We start from the raw sequence: 18,886 nt of genomic DNA, 5'->3' as shown, positions 1-18,886 counted from the left end.
CAGTCATGGCACGACGCGGGATTCTGGGCATCCGACGCGAGTACCGCACCCCCGACCCGCACCCCTCCGGCGCCCGGCCCCCGAAGATCCCCGGCGAGCTCGTGCCCGAGCACGTGGCGATCGTCATGGACGGCAACGGCCGCTGGGCCAAGGACCGAGGCCTGCCGCGCACCGAGGGCCACAAGGTCGGCGCCGAGCGGGTGCTGGACGTCCTGCAGGGCGCCATCGAGATGGGCGTCGGCAACGTCTCCCTGTACGCCTTCTCCACGGAGAACTGGCGGCGGTCCCCGGACGAGGTCCGCTTCCTGATGAACTTCAACCGCGACTTCATCCGCAAGACCCGCGACCAGCTCGACGCGCTCGGCATCCGGGTGCGCTGGGTGGGCCGCATGCCCAAGCTGTGGCGCTCGGTCGCCAAGGAGCTGCAGATCGCCCAGGAGCAGACCAAGGGCAACGACAAGCTCACCCTGTACTTCTGCATGAACTACGGCGGCCGCGCGGAGATCGCCGACGCCGCCAAGGCACTGGCCGAGGACGTCAAGGCGGGCCGGCTCGACCCGTCGAAGGTCTCGGAGAAGACCTTCGCCAAGTACCTCTACTACCCGGACATGCCGGACGTCGACCTCTTCCTGCGCCCCTCGGGCGAGCAGCGCACCTCCAACTACCTGATCTGGCAGAGCGCGTACGCCGAGATGGTCTTCCAGGACGTCCTGTGGCCCGACTTCGACCGCCGCGACCTGTGGCGCGCCTGCCTGGAGTTCGCCCGGCGCGACCGCCGCTTCGGCGGCGCGATCCCCAACGAGGAGCAGCTCGCCAAGGAGTCGGCGACCGGTGAGTGAGACGCTCGCGGCCCCGTCGGCTGCGCGCTCGGTGACCCTCGAGTTCGAACTGACCCTGGCGGACGTCCGTTCCGCGCTCGCCGCCCGCATGCGCGCGGTCCCCGGCGTCCGGCGGCAGCGCATCCTGCTGCCCCTGGTGTACGCCGTGCTTGCCGTCGCCGTCCTCGCCCCGCACGGGCCCGGCGGGGTGGAGGGCCGGGACTGGATCACGCTCGCGTTCATGGGCTTCGCCGTGGCCGTGATCCTTCTCCTGCCCACCCTGCAGGCCCGCGCCGTCCACAAGACCCTGAGCCTGCAGGGCCGCACCCACGCGACGGCGGACGCCGAGGGCCTGACCACCGTGGCGAGCCTGACCTCGCAGCGCATGCTCTGGCCGGCCTTCGGTCGCTACACGGAGCGCGACGACGTCTTCGTCCTCCTGAGCCCCGACAAGCGCAGCAACTGCGTCGTCGTCCTCCCCAAACGCGGCCTGCCCACCCCGGGCGACACCGACCGGCTGCGCGCCCTGCTGGACTCACGGCTGCCGCGGGTGTGACGGGCGTACGCACCAGCGGTCCCGGGCGTCGGAAGACGTCCGGGACCGCCGGGGAACGGCACCGGGGCTAGCGCAAGGAGCTGTAGTGGCTGTTGTAGCTGTTGATCTCGCGGAGCATGGGCCAGGTGATCGAGTTCGCCGGCAGCCCCCAGCCGGCTGTGGGGTCGTTGAAGCGGCCGTCCGGTTTCGCGAGCCAGGTGTACATGCGCAGCCCGTTGTCGGTCTGCCCGTAGAGGGCGCCGACGTCGTCACGACCGTCGCCGTCGTAGTCGCCGATCACGATGTGCATGCGCTTGGCGACAAACTGCCCCGCAGGGCTCTGGGAGGACTTCACCGGTTCGGCGAAGGCCACCGATGACGTGCCACGGTTGAGCATGGTGTGCAGCGCACCGCGGCCGTCCGGGTACGCGTACCAGTAGGCGATGTCGTCCTTGCCGTCACCATTGAAGTCGCCGGCGTGGAGCCGGTAGTTTTCCCAGAATCCCCAGGTGTCGTAGCCCGCACTCCAGGACGTCACCGGATTGAGGAATCCCCCGCCAGGGGCGGCGGCGAAGGTGTGCATCTTCATCGTGCCATCGGCGTACCCGTACAGGACCGAGATGTCGTCGCGGCCGTCTCCATTGAAGTCGCCGGTGACGAACTTCATGTTCGCCACGTCCCACTGGCCGTCGGGGGCCGCGTACGAGCCGAACGGTTCGTTGAAGCCGCCCCGGACATCGGCCGTGAACGTCCACAGGCGGTCCGAGCCGTCCGCGGCGTTGTACCAGACGGCGATGTCGTCGCGGCCGTCTCCGTTGAAGTCTCCGGCCTCGAAGGTCATCCGTTCGGCGTTCCAGCCGACCGGGGCGCTCCATGAAGCGAATGCTTCGGCGAAGCTTCCGTCCGCCTTGCCGAGGATGGTGAACAGCTTGGCCTTTCCGTCACCATCGTCACGGAGCGCCGCAACGTCGCTTCGCCCGTCACCGTTGAAGTCGCCCGTGATGAAGCGAAGTTTCGAAACGTCCCAGGTGCCAGCCGGCGCGCTGTACGCCAGGCGAGGCTCCCTGAAGATGCCATCGCTCCCGGTCGGGTAGACATTCATGATGTCGTGACCGTCTGCGACGTGGTACCAACTGGCCAGGTCACTGCGCCCGTCGCCGTTGTGGTCGTGCCGGATGGCGGTGCCGCTGCTCCACAACGACTGGCCCTTGGCGTTGCTGACCACCAGATTCCCGCGGTCCTGCAGCAGGGCGTAGCCGCCGGCCCCCGATGTCTTGCTGTCCCACAGGACGGTCGCGCCGTCGGCCTTGTACACCTTCAGGCCACCGTCACTCTGCATGATCGCCTTGGCGCCGGGGTTGTTACCCGTGCCGGTGGACCACAGCTGCTTGCCGGCATTGGACGTGATGACAAGGTTGCCGTCGTTCTGCATGGTCAGCTTGGCGGACCGGGAGGTGAAGGTGTCGCCGGCATTCAGCGTGGTGCCGGCCGGGATCCGGGAGCCGCCGGTGACGCCGTCGATGATGTTGCCCCGGGTGAACCCGGTGAAGTCGCTGCCCGTCTTCTCGCCGGCCCAGCCGATGACAGTGTTGTCGGACTTGCGCGACCACAGGTCGGGGATGCCGTCTCCGTTCATGTCGCCTGAGGATCCGACTACGGGATAGCTCGCGACGGTCACGCCTGAGCCGACCTTCACACGGCTGCTCGTCCCCCATGTCGTCGGGTTGAGCACGCCCTTCTTCTCTCCCTCCCTGCCGTACGCGCGCAGGATGTCGCCGTTGCTGTTGTCACGCAGCCAGAGGTCGGCCAGGCCGTCGCCGTTGAGATCACCAGGAGCGATGATGGTGAACTTGTCCCAGTCGCTGCCTCCCACCAGGACCGGTGGCTCCACCTTGTCCAGGAACTTCGAAGCGCGGTCGCCGTAGTACGCCCACAAGAGTTTGCCCTCCTTGACCAGGAGGTCCGGCTTGCCGTCGCCGTTGATGTCACCGGGGGCGACGATCTGGTCGGCGTCCTGCCAGTGATCGTCGCCTGTCGCGCATCCCGCAGGGTCCTCGTCGGTGCCGGGTGTCCTGTCAGGGCAGGCCACCTGGAGAGGTCTCTTACCATCGCTGTAGTCGACGGTGGCGATGCCGAATCCGTTGTTGGGGTAGACCCAGAGGCGTTTGCGTTTGGCTACGGCGTCGTACTCGAGGGCGACGAGGTCGTTGTAGCCGTCGCCTCCCCAGTCACCGCGGAAGGCGATCTGTGCGCCGTCGAACGCCTGGCCGCCGTTGGTCGCGGCGGAGAACTGACCGTTTCCCTGCCCGGCGTAGGTCAGCAGAGTGCCATTGGTGTCGACGCTCCAGATGTCACTGTTCGCGTCACCGTTGACATCGTTCGGCCCGTCACGTTCGGACGAACGCGCGGCGTAGTAGAGGTACGTGGCTGTGTCGGACCGGTTCTTGGCCTTGTCGATGCTGAACGCGTAGATGAAATGCGGCCCGAAGCCCGGCGGCTTGAAGGCTGGTGGTGAGCTGATGACCGATGCCGCATCGATGTACTTGATGGCCGGGTCGTAGTCCGTGAACCATCCGTACTGCACGACATCGCCGGCGCCGTTGGGTGAGAGCGAGATGTGGCCGGTTGTACGAGCCTTGCCAGTGTTGACCGGCCAGCCGTTCTCACCGGGTGGGAACTCCGAGGATGTGATCTTCGGAGGGTTGGCCGGGCGGGTCCTGGTCACCGAGAACTTACACGTGGTGCTCCAGGGCGAGTAGGCGCCGTCCGGGTCCTTCGCCCTCACCCGCCATTGATAGTCGCCTGTCGGGACCTTCGAGTCCGGCAAGGGAAGGGTCACCGCACGCCCCTTGGCCGCGCTGAGGGACTGGTCCAGCAGTGGTGTACTGGAGCCCGCCTGGAACAGCTGGAACTGAGCCGTGAGGTTGCCCGCATCCGGATCGTCGACGGTGGCATACAGGCTCACCTGGGTGTTCCCGATGGAACCGCCGCTGTCGCAGGATGTCCTGGGATTGGTGCCGATCTTGCTCGGGACGGTCGGCGGGTGGTTGTACTTGACCTCCAGGGCTGCCGTCTTGGCGTCGAACTTCTTCCAGCCGAACGTGTCGGTCTCGTCCGAGGCATACATGCCGAAGGTGATGTTGGACCACTTCTTCGCAGCGGCCTCCTGCACCTTGCTCTTCACGTTGAACTCAAGGTTCCCGGCCGGACAGTCGTCACTGCCTCGCCAGCCCTTGGCGGCATTGACGGTGTCGATCTTCGATATCTTGGAAGGCTGCCGGTTCCACGTGGTCTTGCTGGAGATGGGCCCGGTGTGCCACAGCTCCACCGGCCGGGCATTGCAGGACCAGGACCAGACGTTCTTGATCCGGAACGTGGCGTCGAGGATGTCGGCACCCTTGAAGTCACTGGTGCTCATCTGGAAGAACGACCGCGAGAGCCCGTAGGTCTCGTTCTCGTAGCCGACCCGCGCTACCTCCTTGGCGTTCCAGAAGGAATTGTCCGGGTATTTGCGGTAGACACGCGCCCAGTTCTCTCGCTGCCCCCAGGCCCATGACGGGTCGATGTAGACGGGGTACTTCGTATTGGTGCCGTTGAGCAGTGTCTGGTCCGGCGTCATCTGCAAAGTGTCACCGCTGACGCTGGTGGGCATCGGCGCGTCCTTGGCGCCGGGTGGGGGCTCGAAGACCTCTCCCGGCTCCGTCGTCCCACCGGTGGTGACGGCGGCGCGAGGTGACCGTGCTGCCACCGAACTCCCGGACGTGGCCGAGTCCCACATCAACGGAGTCGGACTGGTGAACACCGTCTGCCCCGCCGGGTTCGCAGCGGTGAGGCTCCCTGTGCCCTCGTCCGTCGACACAGCCAGACCGTCGGTTGCCATCTTGAACTTCAGCGTGGCGAGTTGCGGGTTCTTCGCCGCCTCGGCCGTCTTGACGACGATGAGCTGTGAAAAGCCTTCGACTTCAGCTTTGAGCTGGAGGTCGACGCCCGGCAGGATCTCGGCGTAGGTGGCCACGTTCCCGGTGAGTGTTGGCTTGGGCAACGGGGTGGGCCAGGAGAGCGTGAGGGTCCGGCCATCCTTGATGCCGGACAGCATGGGGCCCGTGCCGCCACCGGAGAACTTCACTGCCACATTGGAGGCCTTGGGCTCCACCGTTCCATCGCTCGCGAAGACAAGAGCGGGGTCGGTCGGCACCCAGGTGCCGCCCCGCCAGATGCGGACGGGGGAACCGTAGCGCCGGACGGAGAAGGCCCCATCGGGGTTGGCCCAGGTGTCCGTCGACTCGGTACGGGCCGAGAGAAGCTCCACCGGCTTACCGCTGGACTTGGCCTCCTGCAGCGCCTTGTCCTCTTCACTGACGGAGCCGTCGTCGGTCTCGGAAGCACTTGCGGCCCGAGACAGGGGGGAGGCGTGTCGTGCGGCGGAGGCAGCAGGCACGACGGTGCCCTGCACGGCAAGTGCGCTGACTGTCGCCACGGCTATGAGCCCGGCTCTTGGGAGCGGTAGTGGGTATCTGGGCGGGCGTCTTCGGTGCATGCCGGATCCCTTCATCGAGAAAAGCCAACGCGACTGTATACGCGAGCCAAATAAGCATCGTGCATTATTTTTCGGCCAAGTTTTTTCCGGCCTTTGCGGAAGGCTGACGTCGCCTGTGGGCCCGCTGTTACTGTTCGCCGGTCATTTCGGAACGAACAAGGAGGTGAGGCATGCGGCGGTTACTCAGACCTTCGCTGGCTGTCGCTGTCGCGTTAGCTGCACTGACAGCGACCTTGCCGGCACAAGCGCTGCCGCTGTCGTCCAGTGGCTCCGGAAGGGGTCTGCCTTCCCTGCAGCAGCCGAAGCCTGTGCCGGTGAAGCGCGCGGCTTCGGGTGGCAGTCGGCGTCCTGATGCGGCCGGTGAGAATTCGTGGAAACCTCCCGGCGTGAAGTGGCCTGCAGCAGGAAAAGCCGAGGTCGCACTGAATTCCGGAATCGTAAATTCCGGTGAGCTGGATTCACTGACCGGGCTGCGTGGCGCTCCCAGGAGCTGGCCCCAGCAGGGGACGATGAAGCAGGCTGGGACCCTGCCGGTCGCCGTTGCTCCGGCAGGTACCACACCAAGCGGTGCCGCCTCGGGACCCACCAAGGTTCAGGTGACAGTCGCCGATCGAGAGGCTGCCCGGCGCGCCGGGGTCGAGGGCATGCTCCTGTCGGTGGGCCGCACCGATGATGGCGTTGGTGCGAAACGGGCGAAAGTCCGGGTGGACTACTCCTCCTTCCGGGCCGCTTACGGCGGTGACTGGGCGTCTCGGCTGCGGCTCGTGCAGCTGCCGGCTTGTGCGGTGACCACTCCCGAGAAGACCGAGTGCCGGCTGAAGAATCCGTTGCCCACGGCCAACGACACCACACTCGGCAATCTCTCAGCGGAGGTGGAGCTCCCCGCCCTGCAAGCTGGTCGCGGACTACGCAACGGCACTTCCTCCGGACCCGCTGTCCTGGCAGCGACCGCGGATGCCCAGGGGTCCACGGGAGACTACAAGGCATCGCCGCTCGAGGCGTCGGGTTCCTGGAGTGCCGGTGGCTCGACCGGAGCCTTCAACTGGTCCTACCCCATCCATGTCCCAGCTGTTCCTGGCGGCTTGCAACCGTCGGTTGCACTGAACTACTCCTCGCAAACTGTTGACGGGCGCACCGCTGCGTCGAACAACCAGCCCGGCTGGATAGGGGACGGGTGGTCCTGGGAGCCGGGGTTCATCGAGCGTCGTTTCAAGGCATGCAACAAGGACAAGGACGGCACGAACAAGTCCAAGACCGGCGACCTGTGCTGGTACAACGACAATGCGATCTTGTCGCTCGGCGGCAAGACCACCGAGCTTGTGCAGGACAAAGACAAGGGCTGGCACCCGGCGTCCGACGCCGGTGAGAAGGTCGAGAAGCTCACTGGAGCCAACAACGGTGACAACAACGGCGAGCACTGGAAGATCACCACGACAGACGGCGTCCAGTACTTCTTCGGCTTGAACCGCCTTCCTGGTTGGAAGGATGCATCGACGCCGGAAACCCACTCCGCGTGGACAGTGCCTGTGTTCGGTAACCACGTCGGCGAACCCTGTTACGGCTCCTCCTTCGCCGGTTCATGGTGCCAGCAGGCGTGGCGTTGGCAGCTCGACTACGTCGTGGATCCGCACGGCAACGCTATGGCGTACTTCTGGAAGACCGAGTCCAACAACTACGGGCGCAATGTCGATGTGATGACCGGCAAGGCGACGTCGACGCCGTACATCAGAGGCGGATGGCTCGATCACATCGACTACGGCCTGCGTTCGGATTCGGTTTACGCGGCCAAGGCGATGGCGCAGGTCCAGTTCGGCGTGGACGAACGTTGCCTGCAGAACTGCGGTGCGTTCGATGAAGACCATGCCAAGTACTGGCCTGACGCGCCGTTCGACCAGTACTGCAAGGATGGTGTCGAGTGTAAGGACAAGTACTCGCCCACCTTCTGGAGCCGGAAGCGTCTCACGAACATCAGCACCCGGGTGTTGACCGGCGGTTCGTACAAGGACGTCGATTCATGGGCCTTGGAGCAGGACTTCCCTGCGTCCGGTGACGGCGTCTCGACGCCCATGTGGCTCAAGTCCGTCACCCGTACAGGCAAGGCAGGCGGCTCCCAGAGCCTGCCGCCGGTCAGGTTTGCCGGCGTGCAGAGAGCCAACCGGGTCGACAAGCTGGGCGACGGCCTGGCTCCCTTCGTGCGTCTACGGCTCTACCAGATCACCACAGAGGCAGGCGGAACTGTTGCAGTCGACTATTCGGAACCGGACTGCACTGCGACCGGCCTCCCGCCCGCGGACGGTACCAACTCCACTCGTTGTTACCCCGTCAGATGGGCCTACGAAGGCGAATCCGCAAAGCAGGACTGGTTCAACTCCTACGTCGTGACCCGGGTGCTGGAAGGCGACAACCTTGCCGAGACCCCCGATACGGTCACTGAATACGCGTACCTCGACGGTGCGGCGTGGACGAAGAGCACTGACGAGTTCACCGATGCCCAGGATCGCACCTACTCAGTCCCTCGTGGCTATGGACGGGTGCAGACCCGAACGGGGACGACGCAGGACGGCAAGACGTTGGCGGAGACGAGATACTTCCGCGGTATCGAAGGCAAGGAGGTCAAGGACTCCGCCGGCGTGGCTGTCGCGGATCACGAGCAGTTCGCGGGCGTGGTCCGGGAGCGGGCAACCTATATCGGTGACGGTGGCCCTCTTGTCTCTGCGACCTCGTACACACCATGGCGTTCAACAGCCACCGCCTCCCGCACACGCTCCGGTCTACCGGACCTTCAGGCGTATTTGACCGGTACGAAGGAGGAGCAAACCCGTACCACTACCTCGAGGGGAGAACGCAGGACAGCGGTATCGCGATCCTTCGACGGCTACGGCATGGTCACAGAAGTCTCCGACCTGGGAGATCTCTCAAAGAGTGGCGATGAGCAATGCACCACGACCACGTACGTGCGCAGCATGTCTTCGTGGCTGTTGAGTAAAGTTGCGCGGACAGAGACTGTCGCTGTGCCCTGTGGCGCTGCCGTCACCAGGCCTGGTGACGTCACCAGCGATACCCGAACTTATTACGACGGGGCCGGCGACCTTACGGCCGCTCCGGTACGAGGTGACGTCAGCAGGACCGAGCAGATCAACGGCCAAGGCAACGGCTACGACACCTTGGTGAGCACGCCCAGCACCTGCGGAGCGTCCAAGGACAAACTTTGCTATGACATCTACGGACGGCAGCTTGCCGCCAGTGATGCCTATGGCAAGACCACAGTTACCGAGTACAGCCCTGCTACAGGTGAGGCAGCCGCAAAGACGACGGTCACCAACCCGCTCGGTCATCAGGCCACCACAGTGCTGGATCCTCTCAGGGACCAGCCCATCCAGGTTACTGATGCCAATGCACGGGTGACGACTACAGCCTACGATCCACTGGGGCGCGTATCCAAGGTCTGGACCCCGGCCCGCCCGGCGACAGCCAATGCCGATACACCGAGCCATGCTTTCGACTACCTCATTCGCAACGATGCGCCGAACATCGTCACGACCAGGTCGCTCAACCTCAACAACGTCTACCAGACGTCATACGCCTTCTACGATGGATTGCTGCGCGCCCGGCAGACGCAGGTCCCGTCGCCCGATGATGCCGGCCGGCTGGTCACGGAGACTTTCTACAACAGCCGGGGACAGGCATGGCGGAGCTCCGGAACGTACTACGCGGACGGCAAGGCCGAACCGGTCCTGGTGACCGGGGAAGAAACGAAGTATCCCTCTTCCGTCGACACCGAATTCGATGGAGCAGGGCGCCCCACAGCCGTCATCGCCCGGAAGTTCGGTGACGAGACCAAGCGGAGCACCACGAGCTACACAGGCGATACCACAACCGTGGTGCCTCCGCGGGGCGGTGTGGCGACGACAACGGTGACGGATGCTCGGGGTCGGACCGTCGAACTCAAGCAGTACACCGACGCGGACCGCCAGGCTTCACAGTCCACTACGTACGACTACGACAAGAACGGGCGGCTGGCCAAAGTCGCTGATCCGTCAGGTGCCCAATGGAAATACACCTACGACGTGCGCGGCCGGAAGATTCACGCCGAGGATCCGGACAAGGGAGCCTCGGACACCACGTACGACTCGGGTGATCGAGTCACCGATGTGAAGGACGCCCGGGGCGTTGCCTTGCACACGGAGTACGACATGCTCGGGCGTCGGACAGCCCTGACGCAGGGCGGCACCAAGTTGGCCGAGTGGTCCTACGACTCTGCAGCGGGAGGCAAGGGACAGCTCGCCAGCGCAACGCGGTATGCGGATGGCGCCGCTTACACCAGCAGGATCACCGCCTACAGCAGCCTGTACAAGCCTGCCACGGTCGAGGTCACGGTCCCGGGCAAGGAGGGTGCTCTAGCGGGCACCTATACATGGACCACCGCTTACTACCACACCGGCCAAGTCAAGTGGGCTCGTCAGCCGGCTGTCGGAGATCTCCTCCAGGAAGATCTGACGCCTGGGTACACCTACAACTCGGGCAAGCAGGTGTCACTGTCCGCGGGAACCGACCCGCTGGTCTCCGCCACGTCGTACGACCACTACGGCCGCGTTGTCAGGGAGGAGTTCGGTGAATTCGGCAAGCACCTGTACGGCACCTACGAGTACGACGAGCACACCAACGCCCTGACGAAGGCATCGAGCGACCGGGACGCCACGCCAGGGCGCGTCGAGGACACCCGGTACACCTACGACCCGGCGGGGAATGTCACCTCTATCGCCACTGCCTATGGGCAGGACGAGCAGAGAACGGCAGACACCCAGTGCTTCACCACCGACGCACTGCGCCGCATCACGGAAGCCTGGACGACACCGGACAAGTGCGGGGCCGGTCCCTCGCCCGCAACGGTAGGTGGCCCTGACGCTTACTGGGCGACGTACACGTACGACGCCGTAGGGAACCGCAAGTCGGAAGTTCAGCACAAGACGGCCTCCGGGCCGCCGGCCGACATCACACGGACGTACCAGGCTCCCGGAGCAGGAAAGCACCTGCTGACCCAGGTCACGGAAGCCGCTCCGGCCGGCGCGAGCGCGGAGACGTACGCGTACGACGAAGCGGGCAACACCCGTGTACGCAAGATTGGTGGAGCGGCCCCGCAGACGCTCGATTGGGACCCCGAAGGGCACCTCTCGAAGGTCACGCAGGGCGACACGGTGGACAGCTACATCTACGACGCCGAAGGTCAGCGCCTCCTTCGCAAGGACTCGAGTGGCACCACTCTTTACCTTCCCGGCGGGACCGAACTCCGCATGAAGGATGGGGCCGTCTCCGGCACCCGGTACTACACCAACGGTGCCAAGACCATCGCCGTGCGGACCGGCGGCCGGCTGACCTTCCTCGTTTCGGACGAGCACAACACGACCTCTGCACAGATCGACACGGCGACTCAGGCCATCACCCGCAGAAAGACCACGATCTTCGGTGCCCCCCGCGGCCCGCAGCCGGGCAGCTGGGCCGGAGACAAGCGTTTCGTCGGCGGAACGGAGGATCACGACACAGGTCTGACGCACCTCGGGGCCCGAGAGTACGACCCGGCGATCGGCCGGTTCGTCAGCGTCGACCCGGTAATGGATCTGAGCGATCCGCAGCAGACGCACGGCTACACCTACGCGAACAACAACCCGGCCACTTTCTCCGACGCCTCAGGTCTGCGTCCCGAGGGGCCGGCTGGGGGCAAGCCTTCCAACGACGAGGAGTACTACCGACAGCACGGCCAGACGGGCAGCGGCTGGTTTCTCGACGACTACGGAGGCTGGAGCTACCGCCACGAGCAGTTGTACCCGAGCCCCACCGGGTCGGACACCAACGCCAGGACGGTGAGCTACAGCTGGGGACGGGCTGCCAGATCCCATGGCATGACCGCGAAGTCGCACAGTTCCATCGTGTCCTGGCGTGACGTGCCGTCGAAGAAGCAGAGGGTGGTCGGCGCTTTCCTGGGGGAAATCACCTTTGTGGCGCCCCTTGCCGATTGCGCCAACGGCAGCAAGATGCGCTGCTTCGACGTCGTCCTGGGGCTCAACCCTTACGTCAAGGGGGCGCAGGCCGCCAGAGGCATCAAGGCTGCGGCACGAGCCAGACAGTGCAACAGTTTCCTGCCCGACACCGAAGTCCTCATGGCGGACGGCAAGCGCAAGAAGATCAAAGACGTAAAAGTCGGAGACAAAGTGCTGGCCGCCGACCCGGCCTCGGGCGGGAACGCCTCGAAGCCGGTCACCAAGGAAATCCTGGGAAATGGCAGGAAGAACCTCGTCGAGATCTCCTTGAGCGGTGCCGGGGATCTGTTCGGGGGCGGAAAATCCGTCACTGCTACAGAAGGCCACCCCTTCTGGCTTCCGGAACGAAGGCAGTGGGTAGAGGCCAAGGCACTCCTGCCTCACGACTGGATCCAGACCAGCTCCGGATCCTGGGTTCAAGTTTCTGCTGTTAAGCGATGGACTCAGAATGCAGCGGTCAACAACCTGACGGTAGCCGACCTGCACACGTACTATGTGCTGGCGGGGGCCACACCGGTCCTGGTTCACAACTGCAACCCGTCGGTCGACGATGTGTTTGCGCGGGCCGCTGAACTCGGCGACTCCAGTGGTGAATACCTCTATCGAGGAGTTACCAACAATCACTACAAGCTCGCGGAAGCGAGGGCAGGCATTGCGGAACCTCGCGGCGGCCACAGCGACCCTGTGGCGCACTCGGGTGACAACACGGAGAGTGTTTTCACATCGTGGTCACCTGACCTTGAGACAGCGCGAGAATTTTCAGAGGAGTTCGGTAGTTCGGGGGCTCTGGTTCTCAGGATTCCGCGCAGTGCAATCGATCCAAGCCGTATGAGAGTTGCCGGCCAGCGAGGACTCGAAGAGCTGGAAGTCCTCATTGAGGGTCGCGTCACAGGCTGCCAGGTGAGCTGTGAATGGGGGCCATTTAGGTGACGGAATCGAAGTAGTCCTGTCCGGGAGAGGGGTTTTGAGTGTCTGGAACCAGTGCGGGTGCTCTGTTTGCGCGCTATTGCTTGCCTGGGAACAGGTATAAGAAACTCCTCTCCGGGAGCTTCATGAGGGCTGGCCGTGAGCAGGCCCTTGAGTTTGGTGCGGCCTTGATGGATGACGGTCGGCAGGCGTCGGCGAGCGAGCTGGAGCAGCTCCTGGGCGGCGACTGGCGGGAGGCTCTTACGGCGTGTTGGCTCATCGGATTTGCGCAGAGATCTGAATTTCGAGACGAGCTGCACAGGCTTATCGGGGAGGGGGGCGCCAGGCACACGGAAAAGGGCGTTGCCTTCACGCTGGCTCGGTTCTGTCAACCCTCTGATGCGTATGCGTTGAAGCGTTATCTGGAGCACAGTCTGAGCGAGCTGCAAAATCGAGGAAACCAGCCGTGGTGCCTTGGTGCGCTGCTGCATATTGAGAGGCGTTTGGGCGTACGGCTTTCGCAAGATCTACTTGCCTCCGAAGGGTTGTGGGATCGATGGTCGGCGGCAGGCTTCCTTGAGGCTGCTGATCCTTCTCATTGGGAGAGGGAAGTGGCAGGCTGGATTGAGCTTGCCGAGAGCCTGGACTGATCACTGGCAGGCTATACCTCCACTCACTCCTGAAGGCTTCCTTTGCTGAAGCCGTTCGTGATAGCGAAACGAAGCCCCGCCGGGTGCGTCCTGGCGGGGCTTCTGTGTGGGGTGACGGCAGTAAATGACGGCAACGTCAGCGGACGATGGCGCAGGCCGGCGGTTCGTCGTTGTCACCGTTGCCCGTGGTGATCGCCTGGCTGCCGAGCGCGGTACTGGGGGTGTCGATGGCGTCGCGTTGAAGGCGGAGCCTTACGTGGGCGTAGACGCTGGCGGTGACGCCGATGTGGGCGTGTCCGAGGAGTTCCTTGATCACGACAAGTTCGACTCCCTGTTCCAGAAGCAGGGTGGCGGTGGAGTGCCTGAGGTCGTGGAAGCGGATTCGGCGGACGCCGGCCTTGCGGAGGAGCGTGGTGAAGGCGCGAGTGAGGTTGGTCGGGTCGATCGCTCCGCCCTGCGCAGTGGTGAACACGTGCCCGCTGTGCTGCCACGCCGTGCCTGCAGTCTCACGCTCGCGCTGCTGCTGCTCGCGGTGGAGCTTCAGAGACTGGAGACACCGCGTGGGGAGGGCGATACGGCGTTCGGAGGCCCGGGTCTTGGTGGGCAGCGTGGTGAGCCCGCCTGCGGCGGTCCGCTGAAGGGTGCGGCGGATGGCGGCGGTGCCCCGGTCGAGGTCGAGATCTTCCCAGCGTAGGCCGAGGAGTTCGCCCTTGCGCAGTCCGGTGTGGAGGGCGAGTTCGAACAGCGCGTGCAGCCGGTGACCTCCTGCGGCTGTGAGGACCTGGTGGGCTTCGTCGGCGGTGAGGGGTTCGAACCGTCGGGGCCGGGGTGTGCCGGTTCGGACGTTGCGGGCGACGTTGCGCGGGATCTCTTCCTCGCGGACGGCGTGCTCCAGGGCGGACTTGAGCACGGAGTGGATGTAGGTGAGCGTCAGCGGGGAGAGCAGCTTGTGGCAGCACTGGCCGGCGGCGCAGCAGCGGGGCTGGTCGCGCCGGGCGTCGATGCCGCGCGTGCAGCACTGGCAGGTGGTGCGGAGCTGGTTGAGCCAGGTGCGGATGTCCTTGGCGGTCAGCCTGGTCAGCTTCTTCTTGCCGAGTCCGGGGATGAGGTAGCGGTGGACGCAGGTGGTGTAGCGGGTGTGGGTGTTGTCGCGGAGGTGGTGTACGGCGACGTTCTCCAGCCAGTACGTCAGGTATGCGGTCACGCTGCCCTGTGCGGTGGGAACGCGGAGGCCGCGGTTGCTGGCGGCGATCTTCTCGGTGAGCTTGGCAAGGGCGTCTTTGCGGGTGGTGCCGTAGACGCGGACGCGGCGGCGGGTGTTGCCGGGGGCGAGGACGTATCCGGCGGCTTCCCAGCGGCCGTCCTTGCGCTGGTAGACGGTTCCGTCGCCGTTGGCGCGCACGCGGCGGGAGGCGGAGTTGTCGCGGGGAGTGGTCATTGGGCGGCTTCCTGTTCGAGGCGGGTGCGGATGAAGTCGGTCAGGGCGTCGGCGGGGATGCGTCGGGCGCGGCCGAGGGTGATCGAGGCGAGCTGGCGGGTGCGGAGCAGGTCGTAGACGGCGGAGCGGCCGAGCTGGAGGCGGGCCATGACCTGCGGAACCGTCAGCAGCTCCTCCGGCGTACTCGGCCCCTGGCGGGGCGCGACGGGCGCATGCGTGATCATCCGCAGCCCTCCTCGGCCGCGAACTGGCGTTCGAGTTCTCTGCGGCTCCAGACGTTGGCGGCGAGGAGTGCGGCGCCGGGGCTGTAGCCGGTGCCGAGGTAGGTCCAGTGGCCGAGGACGAGCGTGGTGTCCAGGTCGGGCTGGGGCAGGCCGGCGTGGGCGTGCGCCTGTTCGGTGTGCCAGGCGCGGCGGGCGGCGCGCAGCGCGCCGAGGGTGGTCGAGTAGCTGCGGGACTTGGTGGAGAAGTGGCCCCGGAAGCCGAGCATGTGGGCCCACTTCCAGAGCTTCAGGTCGGCGAACTCGGGCAGCCTGCCCAGCTCCCAGCAGGTGCGGATCATCTGCCGCACGTGCCGGGCTACGCCGAGGCGGGGCAGGGGCCGGGCCTGTCCGGTCCCATCGCAGGCGGTGCACGGCAGCGGGGTTCCGTGGGGCAGCAGGGTGGCGCCGCGGCCCTGGCAGGGGCGGCAGAACAGGGAGCGGTCGAGGGTGCCGGAGGCGTCGGCGGACTTGGTGGGGTACTTCGCCACGTAGGCGGCCACGGCCTGATCGCTGAATTCGGCGTCGGTGCCGAAGGCAGCGATCTCGCGTACGTCGAACTCCTGGCCCCAGCCGAGTTCGCGCTCCCCGACCGCGTCCGAGGTAACGGAGATGCGGGCGCGAGGTGCGGCGGCCCGGATGGCATCGGTGAGCACGTCGACGGTGGCGTACGGGGGCGGGGGTTGGGTGCTGCCGTCGGGTCCGTCGAGGCGGATCACGGCGTGGAAGTGGACCAGGCCACGCTTCTGGTACTCGGCGACCTTCGCGAACGACACCCGCAGTACGGCGCGGGCGGCCTTCTGCGTTATACCGAGCCGGGTGGCGATCTCCCGGCGCAGGTAGGTGGTGAAGCGGGCCCACAGGGCTCCGGCGTGGGCGTTGAACAGGACCGCGCCCGCGTAGTCGTACGTCGCCGGGTTGAGCGGCGTACCAAGCAGCGGGTCTGTGGGTTCGTGGCGGGTGCCGCAGCGGCAGGGCCGGGCGTCGGGACGGTTGTGGACGGGGCCGAATGACGGCGCGGTGAGGGTGGCGAAGACGCGGGGGTGGGTGCGGACGGTGTCGGGGACGGTCTTGCCGCCGGAGAGGCCGGCGCGGATGAGGTGGTAGGTGTCGGCGGCGTAGAGGCGGGAGCAGGCCGGGCAGCGTGAGGCACGGCGGTTGCCGCACGTGGTCAGCAGGCTGCCGGTGGGCTCGTCGGAGGCGGTGTAGGAGCGCAGCACCTCACCGGTCGTAGCATCGACAGTGGTGGTGTGACCGGTCAGGCGGACGGGTTCGATGCAGCCGCCGAGGCGTTCGATCTGCTGCTGTGCGCGGTCGAAGTCGGGGTGGTTGACCAGGTGAAGCAGGTCCCGCACGGCGGGGCTTGCCACGTGGCGCAGGTCCAGGGTGACCATTCGGGGCGTGTCCCTTCTGTCGGGTGGGTGGCCCCGAGCAGCACCCAGCCAGGCAGGAAGGCGTGTTGGTGCTGCTCGGGGCATGACGAACCAGGCCCATCGGGTGGGCGTGGGGTGGAGCGAGGGGATGCGGCCGGTGAGGGCCGGGGCTCAGATCTGAGCGAGTGCGGCGGTGGCCACCGGGAGGGCGATGCCCATGCGCGCGCCCAGGTGGGCGGCGGTGATCGGGGTCCCGTGCTCGGCACGGTGGGTGTCCGCGATGCGCCGGGCCGCGTCCAGCAGGGCGGCAGGCAGGGCCGGCCCGGAGGCGGGTCGGGCCGTCTGGGTGACGGCGGCGGGAGCCGGGGCGGTCGGCGGTTCCTCGGTCGGCGAGGCGACAGTGACCGGGACGGGGGCCGGGGGTGCTGGTTCGGGTGCGGGTGCTTCGTCTGGCACCGGAGCGGAGATGGGAGTGGTGGCGTCCTCCAGATGCGGGGTGGGGGCGGTGGGGGTGTGGAACTGGGCGAGGAGGGCGGGGCCGACGTGGCCCCAGCCGAGGAGCAGGAGCGGGGCGACGGTGTCCAGGCAGGCCCGTCCGTAGCGTCCGGTCAGCAGCGGTTCGGCGGTGTTCAGCGCGAGGGTGAGCAGCCCGCACAGGTGCAGCAGCCTGGTACCGGCCCGCAACTCCGCCTTGGACACCCCGCGCAGAGCCAGGAACCGCAGCGCGACCAGGAGCCCGACGACCGACAGGTCCACCACGGGGGCGATCAGCGGCGCGATCGGACGGGGAACACCGAGCCGCAGGGCGAGCGCCCAGACGTTGCCGAAGGAGAAGACGAAGGCCAGGGTCGCGATGACCGCCATGACCACGGTCACGGTGCGCCGGGTGAACCGTTCCTCCGCCATGATCTCAACCTTCCTTCTGGTGTGGGTTTTTCGGGATCACTTGGTGAGTGAGGGCGCGGGCGGTGCCGTCCGGCCGGTCGAGCGCAGGAGGGCGTCCAGGCACAGGTCCGGGTCAGCGGTCAGGTGCGAAGTGGCGTCCGCGACGCGGGTGGCGTCGGCATCCGAGACGTAGGGGGTGCGGATGCGGGTGTAGCCGGGGCGGCCCTGCATCGCCATCACCGCAACGCCGACGTAGGCGGGGTCCTGCAAGGTCACCGGGCTGGCATCGGGCCAGTTGCGGATGTCCTCACCCAGCGCGGCCACCGCTGCCTCCACCGTCTTCTGCGCGAAGGACAGCCCAATGGGGCACACGTCGCGGATGGAGGTGGGGATGGCGTCGCCGGTGGTCTTCTGGCTGATCAGGATCACCAGGATGCCGACGCTGCGGCCCTTCTTGACCAGGTCCTCCACCAGCCGGGCGTTCTCCGCCGTCAACGTGGCCAAACGTTTCGTCTCGGCGTCGTTGCCCTTGTACTCGCGGAAGTACGTGTGCGCCGCGTCGATGATCAGGACCGTGAGCGGCCATTCAGGAGAGGGGCCGACGTGCCACATGTTCTTCACGCCCAGTACGTCACGGATGGTCGCGGAGCGCCGCTTGCGTAGCTCCACCAGACGCTTGAACAGCGCGTTCGCCTCATCGAGGTCGTCACCGCAGAATGCGAACATCCGCTTGACCAGGTCGGCGTAGTCGCCCTCCGAGGCCCGTGACACCTTGCCGTCCGCAGTCGCGATCTGCACGGCGGCCGACGGCGCGAAGTCGCAGACGAACTTGTTGACCCCCGAGGTCTTGCCCGCGCCCGGGACGCCGGCCACCGTCACCCCGGGCACGTTGGCCAGGGACACGCACACCCGGGAGGCGTACTCGTCCACGCCCAGCTCCCAGCGTGTCAGGTCCGTGAGTGGTCGGCCGGTGGGCCGGTGGGTGGTCGGCGTGGTCAGCGGATCGGAGCGCACGCCCCGGATCACCACCTTGCCGGGGCCATCCGGCAGCACGGACACGCGCGTGCACCGCCAGGCGTCCGCCAGGAACCGGGCCGACTTCTGGTACTCCTCCAACCCGACCTGCGGCAGAGTGTGCGCCCGGACGATCACTCCGAACTGGTCGGGCTTGACCTTGATCTTCGGCGTCAGGACCCGGGGCGCGGGGGTGGCGCCGTCCTTCTGTGAGGTGATCTGTGCGAGCAGGGTCGGGGTCTTATCGGTGACCGTCAGTCCGGCCATCCGCGCGAGCCGTACCCAGCCCCAGCGGACCCGCGCGGCCTGCCGCATGCTGACCCGCGTGCCCTTGTCCGCCCGGACGTAGCGCACCACCGTCACCAGCAGCCACACACCGATCAGCACCGTAGCGATCGGCAGCGCGTACGACGCGTATCCCGTGACAGCGTCCAT

10 protein-coding genes are annotated in these 18,886 nt (G+C 66.4%); 4 read left to right on the top strand and 6 right to left on the bottom strand.

Translation table 11 applies throughout. From position 1 onward, the window contains the following. Positions 1–5: 5 nt before the first annotated feature. Complete coding sequence (locus AB0K17_RS09625; protein WP_365982674.1) at positions 6–839, top strand: isoprenyl transferase; 834 nt, start codon at positions 6–8, stop codon at positions 837–839. Next, on the top strand, positions 832–1,374 hold the full coding sequence (locus AB0K17_RS09620; RefSeq protein ID WP_365982673.1) for a YcxB family protein: 543 nt from the start codon (positions 832–834) through the stop codon (positions 1,372–1,374). The genes AB0K17_RS09625 and AB0K17_RS09620 overlap by 8 nt, the downstream gene beginning before the upstream one ends. 67 nt (positions 1,375–1,441) lie before the next feature. Here AB0K17_RS09620 and AB0K17_RS09615 read toward each other — a convergent pair whose 3' ends face one another. After that, on the bottom strand, positions 1,442–5,830 hold the full coding sequence (locus tag AB0K17_RS09615) for an FG-GAP-like repeat-containing protein (protein WP_365982672.1): 4,389 nt from the start codon (positions 5,828–5,830) through the stop codon (positions 1,442–1,444). Between the two features lie 230 nt (positions 5,831–6,060). On the opposite strand from AB0K17_RS09615, the gene AB0K17_RS09610 reads away from it, so the two are divergent. Further along, complete coding sequence (locus AB0K17_RS09610; RefSeq protein ID WP_365982671.1) at positions 6,061–12,855, top strand: polymorphic toxin-type HINT domain-containing protein; 6,795 nt, start codon at positions 6,061–6,063, stop codon at positions 12,853–12,855. Between the two features lie 38 nt (positions 12,856–12,893). After that, complete coding sequence (locus AB0K17_RS09605) at positions 12,894–13,481, top strand: DUF6000 family protein (RefSeq protein WP_365982670.1); 588 nt, start codon at positions 12,894–12,896, stop codon at positions 13,479–13,481. A gap of 136 nt (positions 13,482–13,617) precedes the next feature. Here AB0K17_RS09605 and AB0K17_RS09600 read toward each other — a convergent pair whose 3' ends face one another. From AB0K17_RS09600 to AB0K17_RS09580, 5 genes are all read right to left on the bottom strand, one after another. Continuing rightward, positions 13,618–14,919 (bottom strand): tyrosine-type recombinase/integrase, encoded by a 1,302-nt coding sequence (locus tag AB0K17_RS09600; RefSeq protein ID WP_365982669.1) that lies wholly within the window; start codon positions 14,917–14,919, stop codon positions 13,618–13,620. Next, on the bottom strand, positions 14,916–15,143 hold the full coding sequence (locus tag AB0K17_RS09595; RefSeq protein ID WP_051673780.1) for a helix-turn-helix domain-containing protein: 228 nt from the start codon (positions 15,141–15,143) through the stop codon (positions 14,916–14,918). The genes AB0K17_RS09600 and AB0K17_RS09595 overlap by 4 nt, the downstream gene beginning before the upstream one ends. Further along, a complete protein-coding gene (locus tag AB0K17_RS09590) occupies positions 15,140–16,573 on the bottom strand; it encodes a replication initiator (protein ID WP_365982668.1) in 1,434 nt (477 codons plus the stop codon). The genes AB0K17_RS09595 and AB0K17_RS09590 overlap by 4 nt, the downstream gene beginning before the upstream one ends. Before the next feature lie 150 nt (positions 16,574–16,723). Continuing rightward, positions 16,724–17,458 (bottom strand): DUF2637 domain-containing protein, encoded by a 735-nt coding sequence (locus AB0K17_RS09585; RefSeq protein WP_365982667.1) that lies wholly within the window; start codon positions 17,456–17,458, stop codon positions 16,724–16,726. Between the two features lie 36 nt (positions 17,459–17,494). Further along, positions 17,495–18,886: a cell division protein FtsK gene (locus AB0K17_RS09580; protein WP_365982666.1), complete on the bottom strand. Its 1,392-nt coding sequence runs from the start codon at positions 18,884–18,886 to the stop codon at positions 17,495–17,497.

It is taken from the genome of Streptomyces sp. NPDC049585 (assembly GCF_040675615.1).
Lineage (GTDB): Bacteria > Actinomycetota > Actinomycetes > Streptomycetales > Streptomycetaceae > Streptomyces > Streptomyces luteosporeus.
This window is presented reverse-complemented; position numbering and strand designations above follow the sequence as displayed.

Coding starts and splice junctions, on each gene's coding strand:
- AB0K17_RS09595 (WP_051673780.1), bottom strand. CDS start 15,143: ATGATCACGCATGCGCCCGTCGCGCCCCGCCAGGGGCCGAGTACGCCG.
- AB0K17_RS09585 (WP_365982667.1), bottom strand. CDS start 17,458: ATGGCGGAGGAACGGTTCACCCGGCGCACCGTGACCGTGGTCATGGCG.
- AB0K17_RS09610 (WP_365982671.1), top strand. CDS start 6,061: ATGCGGCGGTTACTCAGACCTTCGCTGGCTGTCGCTGTCGCGTTAGCT.
- AB0K17_RS09625 (WP_365982674.1), top strand. CDS start 6: ATGGCACGACGCGGGATTCTGGGCATCCGACGCGAGTACCGCACCCCC.
- AB0K17_RS09580 (WP_365982666.1), bottom strand. CDS start 18,886: ATGGACGCTGTCACGGGATACGCGTCGTACGCGCTGCCGATCGCTACG.
- AB0K17_RS09590 (WP_365982668.1), bottom strand. CDS start 16,573: ATGGTCACCCTGGACCTGCGCCACGTGGCAAGCCCCGCCGTGCGGGAC.
- AB0K17_RS09600 (WP_365982669.1), bottom strand. CDS start 14,919: ATGACCACTCCCCGCGACAACTCCGCCTCCCGCCGCGTGCGCGCCAAC.